Here is a 15,648-nt window from a genome sequence, read left to right as displayed (position 1 = left end):
GATAGACTTTATCCCAATTATATTGGTATCAAAACGAGTAAAAGAGAACCATCGATGTTGAAAATTTACAATAGTATGAGTCGTGATAAGCAAGAATTTAAGCCGATTAACCCTGGAAAAATTGACATGTATGTATGTGGTATCACCATCTACGATTTATGTCATATTGGCCATGGTCGTACTTTTGTTTCTTTCGATATGATCGTTCGTTATTTACGTTACCGCGGCTACGAAGTGAATTACCTGCGTAATATCACCGATGTTGATGACAAGATTATTAAGCGTGCCGCTGAAAACAATGAAAGTTGTGATTCGTTAACTGAGCGATTAATTGGTGAAATGCATAATGATTTTGATGCATTGAACATGATGCGACCTGATTTTGAGCCAAGAGCAACGTTACATATCGAAGAAATCATCGAGATGGTTCAAAAGCTGATTGCTAAAGATCATGCTTACGTATCTGAAAGTGGCGATGTACTATTTAGCGTTTCTTCATTTCCTGAGTATGGACGTTTATCAGGTCAAAATCTTGAGCAATTACAAGCTGGCGCACGAGTAGAAGTTGAAGATACAAAGCGTGATCCTATGGATTTCGTATTGTGGAAAATGTCCAAGCCAGGAGAGCCAACTTGGGAGTCGCCATGGGGACCAGGTCGTCCTGGATGGCATATCGAATGTTCTGCGATGAACAGTAAGCATTTAGGCGAGCATTTTGACATCCATGGCGGTGGCAGTGACTTGCAGTTCCCACACCATGAAAATGAGATTGCTCAGTCTTGCTGTGCCCACGGTTCACAATACGTGAATTACTGGATGCATACTGGAATGGTCATGGTTGATAAAGAAAAAATGTCCAAGTCATTAGGTAATTTTTTCACTATTCGTGATGTATTAGCCCATTATGATCCTGAAACAGTGCGTTATTTCTTATTGTCAGGCCATTACCGTAGTCAATTGAACTATTCAGAAGACAATTTAAAACAAGCCAAATCGGCTCTTGAACGCATTTATACTTCACTTAAAGGGCTTGACCTTACGGTTGAGGCAGCACCAGCTACAGAATTTATTAATAAATTTACTGTCGCAATGGACGATGACTTTAATACACCAGAAGCTTACTCTGTAATCTTTGATATGGTGCGCGAAATTAATCGCTTGAAATTGGTGGATATGGCTCAGGCAAGTGCATTGGGTGTGAGCCTTAAGTCACTGACAGATGTATTGGGTATTATCAACCGTGATGTTGATGCATTCTTCCAAGGTGATGGTAGCGATGATGAAGTGGCAGAGATAGAAGCGCTGATAGTTGAGCGTAATCGTGCCCGTGCAGAGAAAGACTGGCCAGCTGCTGACGCTGCTCGCGATAGACTAAATGCATTAAACGTCGTACTTGAAGATGGTGAAGAAGGCACAACTTGGCGAAAGAAGTCGTAGTTAAGTCCTTGTGATAAAAAAGCCTGCTATTTTTAGCAGGCTTTTTTGTTTATAGGCTTATTATCAGTAGGCTTTGGGTCAAAACAAAGCAAGCTTAATTATTAAGCATTTACAGTTAATCGTGATACTGCTCGGCAGCATAAAGCGTATTTTCAAGTAGACTTGCGATTGTCATTGGGCCAACACCGCCAGGTACCGGTGTAATGAACGCAGCTTTTTCTGCTGCAACATCAAACTCAACGTCACCAACTAAACGACCATCTTCAAGTCGGTTAATCCCTACATCAATAACAATTGCACCAGGCTTAATCCATTCTCCTGGAATAAAGCCTGGCTTTCCTACCGCGACAACCAGTAAATCAGCTTGACGTACTTTTTGTTCTAGATTTTTTGTAAAACGATGACAAGTTGTTGTAGTGCAACCCGCTAGGAGTAATTCAAGTGTCATAGGGCGGCCAACAATGTTTGAAGCGCCAACAATGGTTGCATCCAAGCCATAGGTATCTACGCCCGTAGATTTTATTAAGGTAATGATGCCTTTTGGCGTACATGAACGTAATACAGGAATACGTTGTGCTAAGCGGCCAACATTATAAGGGTGAAATCCATCAACGTCTTTATCAGGTCTGATACGCTCAATCACTTTTGAATCTTCAATATGAGCGGGTAAGGGAAGTTGTACCAAAATTCCATCAATTTTAGGATCTTCATTACATTGATCGATTAAGGCTAATAGCTCAGCTTCAGTTGTACTGGTTTCAAGGTCATATGAGTAAGATTCGAAGCCAACTTCTTCACAAGCGCGGCGTTTACTACCTACATAAACTTGAGACGCTGCATCAGCGCCGACTAGGATAACCGCGAGGCCAGGAATACGCTTGCCAGCAGTTTTGCGTTCCAGCACTTTTTCTTTTAACGTGCTACGAATAGATTGTGCGATCGCTTTGCCATCAATATTTTGGGCAGTCATGGGGGTATAGTTTCCTTTATATGGCGCGATGATATATGAATTTTAACGACGCGTATTCTATCAGTCAGCCATAGTTCTGTCATGATTATTGACTTAGTCATTTATTGAAAACAGAATTTTTTGTGTGTAAAAACAGCAGCTGAACAAGTTTGTAAAAAAAATCGTTGACGATAGTAAAGTGACTCGTTAATATGCGCTCCGTTCTCGCAGTTAAGGCATTAAGTTAATGCATAAACCTTGATTGGCAAGACTTCTCGGTGATTAGCGCAGCCCGGTAGCGCATCTGCTTTGGGAGCAGAGGGTCAGAGGTTCGAATCCTCTATCACCGACCAAATTTCTATTTGTAAAGTTAACGCTTTATGAATAAGCTGGGAAAGTTAAACTGAAAACCAAATCAGTTTACTATTTATCTAGCAGGTATACAGAATAAGTATGTAAGCCAAGCGCCACTAGCTCAGCTGGATAGAGCAACGCCCTTCTAAGGCGTGGGTCTCAGGTTCGAATCCTGAGTGGCGTACCAAATTATGGTGATTGTAGCTCAGTTGGTAGAGCCCCGGATTGTGATTCCGGTTGTCGTGGGTTCGAGCCCCATCAGTCACCCCAAATTCTGCATTAAAAATGCACGATTGTAGAGAAAGCGACCTTAGGTCGCTTTTTTTATGTCTAAAATCCCCATATAACCGCATTTTCAGGCTCGACTCTATTGTAATCGGTCGCTATAATGTCGCGTCTTGATAAATATCTAATACGAATTACTACAGGTAATAGCGCTGAAAGCTGCTGTATCATGCTTTTATTAGTAAACATTAATAATCAAGAAACGAATATTTAATAGTTGAGCTTTCGACTATTACAAAGGACGTCAGACATATTTCGAGGTAAAACAATGCAAGTTTCTGTTGAAACAACTCAAGGCCTAGAACGTCGCCTAACAATTTCTGTTCCTGCTGAACAAATTGAGAAATTAGTTAAAGACAATTTAATACGTGAAGCGAAGCGTGCAAAGATTTCTGGTTTCCGTCCAGGTAAAGTACCAGTTTCTGTCATCAAGCAACGCTACGGCGCTGCTATTCGTCAAGATGTCACTGGTGAAGTTATGCAACGCAACTTTATCGAAGCTATCATGGCTGAAAAGTTAAACCCTGCAGGCGCGCCAGTTTTTGCTCCAGGTAAAACTGAAGGCGAAAACTTTGAGTTCGTTGCAACGTTTGAAATCTACCCAGAAGTAGCATTAACAGGTCTAGACGCAATTGAAGTTGAACAACCACAAGCTGAAGTTAATGACGCTGACGTTGACACTATGATTGAAACACTTCGCAAGCAACACGCTACATTTGCTGTAGTTGAAACTGCTGCAGAAGAAGGCAACAAAGTTAAAATGAACTTTGTTGGTTCTGTTGATGGTGAAGAGTTTGAAGGCGGAAAAGCTGACGACTTCGAATTAGAACTTGGTAGCAACCGTATGATCCCTGGTTTCGAAACTGGTGTTATCGGTCATAAAGCAGGTGATGAATTCGAAATCGAAGTGACTTTCCCTGAAGACTACCATGCTGAAAACTTAAAAGGTAAAGCAGCTAAGTTCGTTATTACACTTACTGAAGTTCAGTCTGCAGAATTACCAGAAGTTAACGATGAATTCGCTTCTTTATTCGGTATCGCTGAAGGTGGTTTAGACGCACTTAAAGCTGAAATCCGTAAAAACATGACTCGTGAACTTGAGCAAGCGCTAAAAGCAAATGTGAAAGAGCAAGTTATCGAAGGCTTATTATCAGCTAACGAAATCACTATCCCTAAAGCACTAGTAGACGGTGAAGTTAACGTTCTTCGTCAACAAGCTATGCAACGCTTTGGTGGCCAAACTGAGAACATGCCTGAGCTTCCTGCTGATTTATTCACAGAGCAAGCTGAGCGTCGCGTTAAAATTGGTTTACTTCTTGGCGAAGTTATCAAAACTAACGAGCTTCAAGCTGAAGACGAACGTGTTCAAGGTCTTATTGCTTCAATGGCTTCAGCTTATGAAGATCCAAGTGAAGTGGTTGAATACTACAATGGCAACAAAGAGCTTATGCAAAACATGCGCAACGTAGCGCTTGAAGAGCAAGCTGTTGAAGTTTTACTAAAATCTGCAAAAGTGACGACTAAAGACGTCGAATTTGAAGAATTTATGAACAAGGCAACAGGTAAAGCGTAACCATCGCTTGACTTGATTGGCGGTTCGCCATTTATAATGGCTCGTATGAGGTTCCTCATACGAGCCATTTTTATTTTAGGGAAATATAAAATGCATAAAGCGCCAGAATCTGTACTCAATGCTCTTGTACCTATGGTTGTTGAACAAACTGCTAAAGGTGAGCGTTCATATGATATTTACTCTCGTTTATTAAAAGAGCGAGTAATTTTCTTGGTTGGTCAGGTTGAAGAACACATGGCTAACCTGATCGTGGCGCAGTTACTGTTCCTAGAATCAGAAAGCCCAGATAAAGATATTTCAATCTACATTAACTCGCCAGGTGGTTCTGTCACTGCTGGTATGGCAATTTACGATACAATGCAGTTCATTAAACCGAACGTAAGCACTGTATGTATTGGTCAAGCTTGCAGCATGGGCGCATTCTTATTAGCGGGTGGCGCAAAAGGTAAGCGTCATTGTTTGCCGAATTCTCGAGTCATGATTCACCAGCCTTTGGGTGGTTTCCAAGGCCAAGCGTCTGACATTGCAATTCATGCTCAAGAAATCTTAGGCATTAAGAATAAATTAAATGAAATGTTAGCTGAACACACTGGGCAACCATTAGATGTTATCGAGCGTGATACAGACCGTGATAACTTCATGAGTGCACAAGAAGCTGCTGATTATGGTTTAGTTGATTCAGTTTTTGAAAAGCGTAGCTGATTTTTAGGCCTGAGTACGCTATTCTGTGATGAATAGCGTATAAAAAATATTTAACTGTTTCTGTGTAGTACAAATAATGCACAGAGAGTATATCTAAAGACAGTGAACAGGCTGCAACAGAGGTAGGGTAATGGGCGATAACAAAAGTACCGGTGACAGTGGCAAACTACTGTACTGCTCTTTTTGCGGAAAAAGCCAACATGAAGTAAGAAAGCTAATCGCTGGACCTTCGGTATATGTTTGTGATGAATGTGTTGAGTTATGTAATGACATCATTCGTGAAGAAATTAAAGAGATCTCGCCAAAGCGTGATCAAGACAAGTTGCCAACACCACACGAATTGCGTGAGCACTTAGATGATTACGTTATTGGTCAGAACCAAGCTAAAAAGGTGCTGTCAGTTGCTGTTTATAACCATTATAAACGTTTACGCAATGGCACGCCGATTGAAGGTGTTGAACTAGGTAAAAGTAATATCTTGCTTATTGGACCAACGGGTAGTGGTAAAACACTGCTAGCTGAGACGTTAGCTCGTTCATTAGATGTGCCATTTACTATGGCTGATGCAACGACACTAACTGAAGCGGGTTACGTAGGTGAAGATGTTGAAAACATCATTCAGAAGCTACTGCAAAAGTGTGATTATGACGTTGAGAAAGCGGAGCGCGGTATCGTCTATATCGATGAAATCGATAAAATCAGCCGCAAATCTGACAACCCATCAATCACCCGTGATGTATCTGGTGAAGGTGTTCAGCAAGCTTTGCTTAAGCTAATTGAAGGTACTGTTGCTTCTGTGCCTCCACAAGGTGGACGTAAACATCCACAGCAGGAGTTCTTGCAAGTAGATACGTCTAAAATCCTATTCATTTGTGGTGGTGCATTTGCTGGGCTTGAAAAAGTTATTGAACAACGTGGGCTAACTGGAACAGGTATTGGATTTGGCGCTGAAGTTAAGGGTGAAGCTGATAAAGTCACTATTTCTCAGACGTTAGGCAAAGTTGAGCCTGAGGATTTGATTAAGTTTGGCTTAATCCCTGAGTTTATTGGCCGTTTACCTGTTGTTGCTACGCTAACTGAATTAGATGAAGCAGCGCTAGTACAGATTCTTTCTCAACCTAAAAATGCACTAACAAAACAATATGGTGCATTGTTTGAGATGGAAGAGGTTGAACTTGAGTTCCGTGAAGATGCTTTAAAAGCCATTGCTCATAAAGCGATGACGCGTAAAACCGGTGCTCGTGGCCTTCGTTCAATCATTGAAGATATCTTACTTGATACTATGTATGATATTCCTTCAGTTGAGGGCGTAATTAAAGCTGTTGTCGATGAATCTGTCGTCAAAGGCGAGTCTGCCCCCATCTTGATTTACGAAAATGCTGACAACCAAGTTGCTGGTGGCGAGCAATAATTCGTCGCTTTTGCTAATAGTTGAAAAATAAGGAGTCCATTGGGCTCCTTTTTTCGTATTGCCCATTGAAACTCTTAGAAACATCCCAATATACTGATTATATAATCCATTCATCAAACGGAATCGAACTATGACCCAAGAGCGTGAAGCGCATATCGAACTCCCCGTGCTGCCACTTCGAGATGTAGTGGTTTATCCCCATATGGTAATTCCGCTATTCGTCGGACGAGAGAAATCTATTCGATGCCTTGAATCAGCGATGGAACAAGATAAGCAAATATTACTGGTCGCCCAGCGGGAAGCTGATTTAGACGAGCCAGCAAAAGACGATATTTTTGAAATTGGTACCGTTGCATCTATTTTACAGTTATTAAAATTACCTGACGGCACGGTTAAAGTGCTAGTTGAAGGTGGTCAGCGTGCCAAAGTCACTGAGTACACACAAGAAGATGAATTCTTTGTCGCAAACGTGACAATGTTAGCGTCTGAAGAGTTAGCTGATAAAGAAGAAGAAGTACTGGTTCGAAGTGCTATTAGCCAATTTGAAGGCTACATCAAGCTAAATAAGAAAATTCCACCAGAAGTACTGACATCTTTAACTGGTATTGAAGAAGCTGCCCGTCTTGCTGATACTATGGCAGCTCATATGCCGCTAAAGCTTGAAGACAAACAGTCAGTGCTTGAAATGATCAATGTTGGCGAACGTCTTGAATATTTAATGGCAATGATGGAAGGCGAGATCGACTTACTTCAAGTTGAGAAACGCATTCGTGGCCGTGTTAAAAAGCAGATGGAAAAAAGCCAACGTGAGTATTACTTGAATGAGCAAATGAAAGCCATTCAAAAAGAACTTGGCGATCTTGATGAAGGTCAAGATGAGTTTGAAGTTTTAGGTCGCAAGATTGAAGAAGCCAAAATGCCGGCTGAAGCAAAAGAAAAAGCGGAAGCTGAGCTTAATAAGTTAAAAATGATGTCGCCAATGTCAGCAGAAGCGACAGTGGTAAGAAGTTACGTAGACTGGATGACGTCTGTACCTTGGAGTCAGCGTTCAAAAATCAAACGTGACTTGTCAAAAGCTGAAGCCATTTTAGATACCGATCATCACGGGTTAGAGAAAGTAAAAGAACGCATTCTTGAATACCTTGCTGTGCAAAGTCGAGTTAAACAATTAAAAGGACCAATCCTTTGCTTAGTAGGGCCTCCAGGTGTTGGTAAAACGTCATTAGGCCAATCAATTGCTAAAGCAACAGGACGTAAATATGTTCGCGTTGCCTTAGGTGGCGTACGCGATGAAGCTGAAATTCGTGGTCATCGTCGAACTTATATTGGTTCTATGCCAGGTAAAGTGATCCAAAAAATGGCCAAAGTGGGTGTTAAAAACCCATTATTCTTATTAGATGAAATCGATAAGATGAGCTCAGATATGCGTGGTGACCCATCATCAGCGCTACTTGAAGTACTAGACCCTGAGCAAAACGCAGCGTTTAATGACCATTACTTAGAAGTTGATTACGACTTATCTGACGTGATGTTTGTGGCAACATCGAATTCAATGGATATTCCAGGGCCATTATTAGACCGTATGGAAGTGATTCGTTTATCGGGTTATACCGAAGATGAAAAATTGAATATCGCTAAAAAGCATTTATTGACTAAGCAAATCGAGCGAAACGGGTTAAAACCAAAAGAAATTAATATCGATGATAGCGCCATTATTGGTATGATCCGTTACTACACTCGAGAAGCTGGTGTCCGTTCACTAGAGCGCGAGCTATCAAAAGTGTGCCGTAAAGTCGTTAAGATGATTCTTTTAGATAAATCAGTTAAAACCGTCGAAGTGAATCAAGAGAACTTGAAATCATTCCTCGGTGTGCAGCGCTTTGATTACGGTAAAGCTGAGTCCAATAATCAAATTGGTCAAGTGACTGGTTTAGCTTGGACGCAAGTTGGTGGCGATTTACTGACTATTGAAGCGACGTCGGTGTCAGGTAAAGGCAAACTTGCTTATACTGGCTCACTTGGTGATGTCATGCAGGAGTCTATTCAAGCTGCGATGACAGTTGTTCGTGCTCGCGCTGAACAATTAGGCATTAACAGTGATTTTTACGAAAAACGTGATATTCACGTGCATGTTCCTGAAGGGGCAACGCCTAAAGATGGACCATCTGCAGGTGCTGCAATGTGTACTGCGTTGGTATCAAGCTTAACGGGGAATCCGGTTAAGAGTGATGTGGCCATGACAGGTGAAATTACCCTAAGAGGGGAAGTTCTACCTATCGGCGGTTTGAAGGAAAAGTTACTTGCAGCACATCGTGGCGGCATAAAAGTTGTACTTATTCCTAAAGAAAATGAGCGTGATTTGGAAGAAATTCCAGCCAATGTCATTGCCGATCTTAAGATTCACCCAGTCAGATGGGTCGATGAAGTACTTGAATTGGCCTTAGAAAAGCCAGTAAAAGGCTTTGAAGTGGTTAAAAAGTAGCTAATTAGCAAAAAAAGTTGCTTTGAACCTAAAAAAAATGAAAAAAGGGGCTTAACAATCTGTAAAGCTGTGGTAGCCTAGATAAGTGGAGAGTCAGTTAGCACCAAACCCTTGGCGCAACTGACTTTGAGCTGTATCCAAGTACATTTTTTTTGGTTTTCCAACTAAGTTTGGTGTGGTATCAAACTTATAACAAAAAAGCCTCCGCAGACCGCTCTAAAGACGGATTTGGTTGCGGCGCGAAAATAAACATTCAAGGGGATGACATGAACAAATCTGAACTAATCGAGAAAATCGCTTCTGGTGCTGACATTTCTAAAGCTGGCGCAGGCCGTGCATTAGATTCTTTCATTGGTGCTGTTACTGAAGCACTTAAAGAAGGCGATAAAATTTCTCTAGTTGGTTTTGGTACTTTTGAAGTACGTCAGCGTGCTGAGCGTACTGGCCGTAACCCACAAACTGGTGCAGAAATTAAGATTGCTGCGGCTAACATCCCAGCTTTCAAAGCGGGTAAAGCTCTAAAAGACGCTGTTAACTAAGAATAGTTAATATCGTTGCCTTTTGTAAGGCATAGTTAAAAAGCACTGTTTTGGCAGTGCTTTTTACGAAAAGATTATTAAGAATAACAATGTTAATTTTAATAATCGGAGGAATTGGGTCATACCCGAGGTAGCGTCTGATAACTCCATATAAATTACAAGAAGGCGCATCCCCAAGTGGTGCGCCTTTTTATTTTTTTAATCGCAACAAGCGAGAATTCAGATGTTAGAAAAAATTCGTGAAGGCTCACAAGGCGTTGTCGCTAAAAGTATTTTAGTGTTAGTGATCCTTTCGTTCGCATTTGCTGGTGTAAGTAGTTACCTAGGCACATCAACTGATGTAGCTGCTGCCGTTGTTAATGGCGACGATATTACCGCAAATGAACTAGAACAAGCTTATCAAAATGAACGTGGCCGTTTAGAGCAACAGCTTGGCGAAATGTTTGATGCATTATCTGCTGATGATACGTACATGAACGGTATCAAGCAGAACGTATTAGACCGCTTGATCGCTGATAAGTTAATGACTCAAGCAGCTGAAGATTTAGGTCTTCGTGTTTCTGATGAACAAATTAAACAAGCGATTGTTAACGAACCAGCATTCCAAACCGATGGTGTGTTTGATAACGAGCGCTACTTAGCAGTATTACGTCAGCTTGGTTATCAAACTAATAGCTTCCGTGACATGATGCGTACCGATATGACTCGTCGTCAGTTATTAACTTCGTTAGTGGGCAGTGAATTCGTGTTGGATGGTGAAGCTAAGCAACTTGCTGAAATTCAAGGTCAAACTCGTGATATTCGTTATTTAGTCGTTGATTCTTCTCCTTACTTAGTTACGGCAAGTGTGACGGATGAAGAGATCAAAACTTACTATGATAGCAACTTGATGCAATTTATGGATCAAGAAAAAGTCAGCTTAGAATACGTTGAGTTAAACGCTGCTGAACTTGCTAAAGGGATGGATACGTCTGTCGATGAAGCACGTACATACTACGAAGAAAACAAACAACAGTATCAAACAGCTGAAAAACGTTTAGCTGCCCATATCTTATTCGCTTCTGGCGACGATAGTGCTGATGAAGCAAAGGCTGAAGCAAGCTTAGCTAAATTACAAGCTGGTGAAGACTTTGCAGAAGTTGCTAAAACTGATTCAGATGATCAGTTTAGTGCGGAGCAAGGCGGCCAACTTGATTGGTTCGAGCAAGGCGTGATGGATCCAGCATTCGATGAAGCGCTGTTTGCACTTAACCAAGGTGAATACTCACAAATTGTTAAGAGTGAATTCGGCTACCACATCGTTAAATTACTTGATATTCAATCTGGCGCAGCTGCACCGTTTGAAGAAGTTCAAGATAAGATTGTTACTGATTTACAAAACAAAAAAGCAGTTGATGAGTTCTATAGCTTACAAAGCATTCTTGCTGATACTAGCTACGAAGTGCCAGATACGTTAGATGAAACAGCTAAAGCACTCGGTACGACAGTTCAGTCTACAGGCTTGTTCTCTCGTGACAATGCTCCGGCTAACCTAAGTAGCCCTGATTTAGTTCGCACTGCATTTTCTGACGAAGTGATTACCAGTGGCATGAACAGTGAAGTGATTGAACTTGCTCCTAATCATGTGGTTGTTATTCGTTTATTAAAGCATCAAGATGCGGGTACTTTACCACTAGCTGATGTTAAAGCTGGTATCGAAGCGCGCTTGGTTCAAGATAAAGCGAACCTTCAGGCGAGTGAAAAAGCCAATGAGTATCTTGCTAAACTTAAAGCGGGTGAAGAAATCACTGATTTGACTGTTGCAACTAAAGCGCAATTAGCTAGATTCAATCAAGATATAGATCAAGCGATTACGACTAAAGCGTTCCAAATGCCTGCTCCTGAAGCAAGCGGTGTATCGTTTGATACCGCAGCGTTAGCAAATGGCTTTGCGGTCATTGCAGTGGATAAAGTGAACGAAGCTGAGGGGATTGATAGCAATGTTATTGATTCAATTAAGCAACGTTTAGCTCCGCAATACAGTGAAGCGGATTACCGCTCTGTCATTGCCGCGCTTAAATCAAAAGCAAAAATTGAGTACCCAGTTGCTGAATAGCTAGGGAACTTAATATCAAATAGCCAAGGTTATCCTTGGCTTTTTTATTGGTTTTCGTTTAATGACCGCAACAGATATTTTTTTGTAAAGTTAGATGAGAAGGATGCTCATGAACATTGCGCTATTTGATTTTGATGGCACGATCACCGAAAAAGATACCTATACGCCTTTTATCCATTTTAGTGTGCCTAAATGGCGTCGCATAGTATGCACAATACTACTGTTGCCAGTGATTGTATTGTATAAATGTAAATTAATCGGTGGCTCAACAACGCGTTCTATTGTCAGTTTTTTTGCTTTTTGTGGGCGCAATAAAAAAGCGGTTTACACGCAGGGAAAGGACTATGCACAAACTCTTGATCAACTTGTTATGACACAAGCTAATAAGCGTCTCCAGTGGCATAGGGCTCAAGGTGATATCATCGTTATTGTTTCAGCTTCACTGGATACATATTTAACCCCTTGGTGCGATAAACATCAATTTCAATTGATTTGTGCAACCCTGAACACCAAAGGCCAACGTTTGACGGGTACGTACAAAAACGGAGACTGTTCAGGCGCTGAAAAAGCAAGGCGTGTCAGTGCTGAATTTAATTTAGACTCCTTCGATACTGTTTATGCCTATGGTGACACAGACGAAGATAAACAATTACTTGCATTGGCAGACGTTGGCTTTTTGAATTGGCAACAGATCCAATAAATAATTTTGTAATACTGTAATTCAGTGATGGAAAACATAACCTAAAGAGGTCAATTTAAGTTAATGGAATCAATTAACCAAAGGTTTGAAGCGGTGTTAACTCACATTGATGAAAACCTATCAAAGCCGCTTTCATTATCTGTATTGTCTGATATTGCCAAAGTACCTGAATACCATTTTAATTTTATTTTTTTAAGTTTGTTTCATACATCAGTAACAGATTATATTGCTTTACTTAGAAACCTAGAGGCAGGACAACAATTAGGCTTTGATAAATCAATTTCAATTAAAGAGGTCGCTGTGTCTGTGGGCTATCAAAGTGAAACAGCCTTTATTACAGACTTTACACAAGCCATTGGTCAATCACCGCAAGCTTTTCAACGTCAGCCTGATTGGGGGCAATTTTTTCAAAAGCAGCAACCGCTAAAAACCTTATCTGAAGGGCATAATGATTTAACTGCTGCTGATGTGAATATCGACAACTGTAAACTTGATAAGATTGATCTCGCAATGATTAGCCATCAGGCTGAAGCACAGTATTTACCGCAAACTATTCAGGCGATGAGAGCATTTCGTCAAGCCAATAAACTGTCTCCTACAAGCAGTAGAACATTCAATTTTGTATATCAAAGCAAACCGAAATTAACAGAGCAATTGCATATTGATATTGCAGTGAGTATCAACACACTAGAGAAGCAACGCATAGAGCCTGCTATCAATGACTCTGAGTATTTTTATTACTCTTGCATACCTGAAGGAAAGTATGCTTCTTTTATGCATGTCGGGTCTGATAAAGAGCTAGAGCGTAAATTAAAGTATCTTTATGGAACATGGTTGAGTTCAACAAATCAACGATTAAAAAATGTGCCGTTGATATTTGAACAACTTAATATCACAGAGCCTTCAAAACAGGCCACACGAGTTTATTTAGGTCTTGATTAACTGCTATTCAGATGAATTTAATGTGCCGTGATTCTCATCATTTCGGCACAAATCCACGCCATGTATGTTGCCCAAGCATAGCCAAATACTGAAAACATGATGGCAACGGGTGCTAGCGAACGATGAAATGCCATTGCAACCACAGGTGAAGAGGCTGCTCCACCGATACAGCATTGGCTTGCCATCGCCATATAAGCAACCGGAGCTTTCATCAATACCCCCGCAATAATGACCACCAGTGCATGGATGGTTAACCATATGAACCCGATAGCAAAATAGATTGGGAAGTCATCAATCATGGTTAAATCCATTTGTAGTCCCATATTGGCTATCAGAAAGTAAAGCATCACAGTGGATATTTTAGAGGCGCCTAGATCTTCTAGATGACGGATTCGAGTATGAGATAATATGACGCTCACAGTGGTCACTAAAATAACAACCCAAAAAAAGCTAGAGGTAAAACTGTATTTTTCAGTTGCAGGATAATGTTCAGCGAAAAATGGGGCGAGTATATCTGCCCCAAAATGTGCGAGTCCAGTTACACCAAAAGCAACACAAAAAATTTGCATATAGCTATGTAAACTTGGGAGTTGCAGTTTAGTCTTTGAAGCGTTTTCAGTGACATTGACTAGTTGATTAAATTGACTGGCATCAGCGCCTATCGTTTTATCAATGGCTTTAGCGTGATTGGCACAAATTAATAAAAATGACATCCATATTGCTGAGTAAACCACATTGACAGAAATCATAATGGCGAATAGATTATCATCGACTTCGTACACTTCTTTCATCGCCAGTTGATTAGCTGTTCCGCCTACCCAGTTTCCAGCAAGTGTTGCCATACCACGCCAAGCCGCATCTGCACCAACCCAATTAATACTCTCAGGGGCGATATAAGAAAACAACAATAAGGTTAATGGACCGCCAATAATGACGCCAAAGCTGCCTAATAAAAACAAGATAACAATCTTAGGCCCAAGCAATAAAATTGCTTTAATGTCGACACTGATTATCAACAAGGATAAACAAGCTGGCATAAGATAATTAGATGAAATGGAGTTGAGTTGACTGTGGCTAGCATCAACAATATTGAGGGTATTAAGTAGTGAAGGGAGGACATAGCACATCACCATCACAGGGATAAATCGATATACTTGACGCCATATAGGATGTGATGAAGTACTGGTAAAAAATACCAAGCCAATAATGGTTGCCAATAAGCCAAAAATAACGGGGTCTTGAGTGATCATTATCGTGCAGGCAACCTTTAAAAATGAGGCTTATTGGTTACAGAATCTAATAAACTCTTCCAATAAAGCAGTAAGGGGCTCTTCGTTGCGGTATGTTGACCAATACTTACGTTGAAAATCCCAATTCGCTAATTGTAATTCAACAATTTCACCACGCTTTATTTCTTCTTTAACAGCCAGATATGGCAAGACGCTGACGCCAATACCTGTACCTATCGCGCGTTTTATCGCTCCCATCGTATTCATTGATAATTCGTGCTGAATGTTGATTCTAGCGCTTTTTAGTAGTTGTGTATTACGTAATCTCGATACTGACATGGTTTCATCCAGAATCCATAATTGTTCTGATAGCAACTCTGCCGTGATATTTTCATTAATAATAGGATTATCACAACTTGTTACTAGGCAAATTTTATCTTTAATCCATTGCTCATACTGAAGGTTATTAAGGCCAGGTTTGGCATCTACAAATCCTAAATCTAGCTCTTTTTCTGAGACCATTTTTTCAATCGTTAAACTGTTATTAATAACCAGTTTTATATCAACCAAAGGATGTAGCTTTTTAAACTGCGGAATTTTACGAGATAAAATATAGTTACCGGCGGTTTTACTACTGCCGACTTTAATTGTGCCACCGACTGCATTACGTTCTGCAAACATTTGTTCTAACTGCGTCCCTTTAGACAGCATCTCATTGGCATAGGGCAAAATGACCTCACCATTATCATTAATAGTCAGTCCGTTACTGCTACGCTCAAATAATCGAGTCCCAAGAGAGCTTTCAAGCTCTTTTAACGCCATGCTCACCGCAGGGACAGACATATGTAGCATTTGTGCTGCTTTTGAGATCTGTCCATTACTATGAATAGCTTTAAAAATGGTTAATTGTTTGAGGGTGATTTTCATCAATTATGCACCGTCTTTAAAAT

General features: G+C 40.7%; 12 protein-coding genes and 3 tRNA genes. 12 read left to right on the top strand and 3 right to left on the bottom strand.

Translation table 11 applies throughout. From position 1 onward, the window contains the following. The first annotated feature begins 54 nt into the window (after positions 1-54). Positions 55-1,437 (top strand): cysteine--tRNA ligase, encoded by a 1,383-nt coding sequence (gene cysS / locus J8L86_RS00530; RefSeq protein WP_065108381.1) that lies wholly within the window; start codon positions 55-57, stop codon positions 1,435-1,437. A gap of 115 nt (positions 1,438-1,552) precedes the next feature. On the opposite strand, the gene folD is transcribed toward cysS, so the two are convergent. Next, a complete protein-coding gene (gene folD / locus J8L86_RS00525) occupies positions 1,553-2,407 on the bottom strand; it encodes a bifunctional methylenetetrahydrofolate dehydrogenase/methenyltetrahydrofolate cyclohydrolase FolD (RefSeq protein ID WP_055023882.1) in 855 nt (284 codons plus the stop codon). Between the two features lie 255 nt (positions 2,408-2,662). Here folD and J8L86_RS00520 point away from each other — a divergent pair. From J8L86_RS00520 to J8L86_RS00470, 11 genes are all read left to right on the top strand, one after another. Next, positions 2,663-2,739: transfer RNA gene (locus J8L86_RS00520), tRNA-Pro, on the top strand. 111 nt (positions 2,740-2,850) lie between these two features. Beyond that, positions 2,851-2,927: transfer RNA gene (locus J8L86_RS00515), tRNA-Arg, on the top strand. A gap of 7 nt (positions 2,928-2,934) precedes the next feature. Next, positions 2,935-3,010: transfer RNA gene (locus J8L86_RS00510), tRNA-His, on the top strand. 283 nt (positions 3,011-3,293) lie between these two features. Then, complete coding sequence (gene tig, locus J8L86_RS00505) at positions 3,294-4,598, top strand: trigger factor (RefSeq protein ID WP_055023881.1); 1,305 nt, start codon at positions 3,294-3,296, stop codon at positions 4,596-4,598. Between the two features lie 90 nt (positions 4,599-4,688). Further along, the gene (clpP, locus tag J8L86_RS00500; protein ID WP_055023880.1) at positions 4,689-5,300 is read left to right on the top strand and encodes an ATP-dependent Clp endopeptidase proteolytic subunit ClpP; all 612 of its coding nucleotides are present in this window, start codon (positions 4,689-4,691) and stop codon (positions 5,298-5,300) included. Positions 5,301-5,430: 130 nt separating this feature from the next. Next, a complete protein-coding gene (clpX, locus tag J8L86_RS00495) occupies positions 5,431-6,711 on the top strand; it encodes an ATP-dependent protease ATP-binding subunit ClpX (protein WP_055023879.1) in 1,281 nt (426 codons plus the stop codon). Between the two features lie 130 nt (positions 6,712-6,841). Then, positions 6,842-9,193, top strand: coding sequence for an endopeptidase La (gene lon / locus J8L86_RS00490; protein WP_055023878.1), 2,352 nt, complete (start codon positions 6,842-6,844; stop codon positions 9,191-9,193). 266 nt (positions 9,194-9,459) lie between these two features. Further along, positions 9,460-9,732: an HU family DNA-binding protein gene (locus tag J8L86_RS00485; RefSeq protein WP_055023877.1), complete on the top strand. Its 273-nt coding sequence runs from the start codon at positions 9,460-9,462 to the stop codon at positions 9,730-9,732. Between the two features lie 223 nt (positions 9,733-9,955). Further along, the gene (locus tag J8L86_RS00480; protein WP_211028223.1) at positions 9,956-11,827 is read left to right on the top strand and encodes a SurA N-terminal domain-containing protein; all 1,872 of its coding nucleotides are present in this window, start codon (positions 9,956-9,958) and stop codon (positions 11,825-11,827) included. 109 nt (positions 11,828-11,936) lie between these two features. After that, entirely contained in the window at positions 11,937-12,527 is a 591-nt protein-coding gene (locus J8L86_RS00475; RefSeq protein WP_065108378.1) for an HAD-IB family phosphatase, read from the top strand. A gap of 63 nt (positions 12,528-12,590) precedes the next feature. Continuing rightward, positions 12,591-13,469, top strand: a complete 879-nt coding sequence (locus tag J8L86_RS00470) for a GyrI-like domain-containing protein (RefSeq protein ID WP_211028221.1) — start codon at positions 12,591-12,593, stop codon at positions 13,467-13,469. A 17-nt stretch (positions 13,470-13,486) separates the two neighbouring features. Here J8L86_RS00470 and J8L86_RS00465 read toward each other — a convergent pair whose 3' ends face one another. Then, a complete protein-coding gene (locus J8L86_RS00465) occupies positions 13,487-14,719 on the bottom strand; it encodes a DUF819 family protein (RefSeq protein ID WP_211028212.1) in 1,233 nt (410 codons plus the stop codon). 30 nt (positions 14,720-14,749) lie between these two features. Continuing rightward, on the bottom strand, positions 14,750-15,625 hold the full coding sequence (locus J8L86_RS00460) for a LysR family transcriptional regulator (protein WP_055023872.1): 876 nt from the start codon (positions 15,623-15,625) through the stop codon (positions 14,750-14,752). Between the last annotated feature and the right edge of the window lie 23 nt (positions 15,626-15,648).

It is taken from the genome of Shewanella sp. MMG014 (assembly GCF_018100775.1).
Lineage (GTDB): Bacteria > Pseudomonadota > Gammaproteobacteria > Enterobacterales > Shewanellaceae > Shewanella > Shewanella japonica.
Note: the sequence above shows the minus strand (reverse complement) of the source record. Positions and strands in the feature narration are given on the sequence as shown.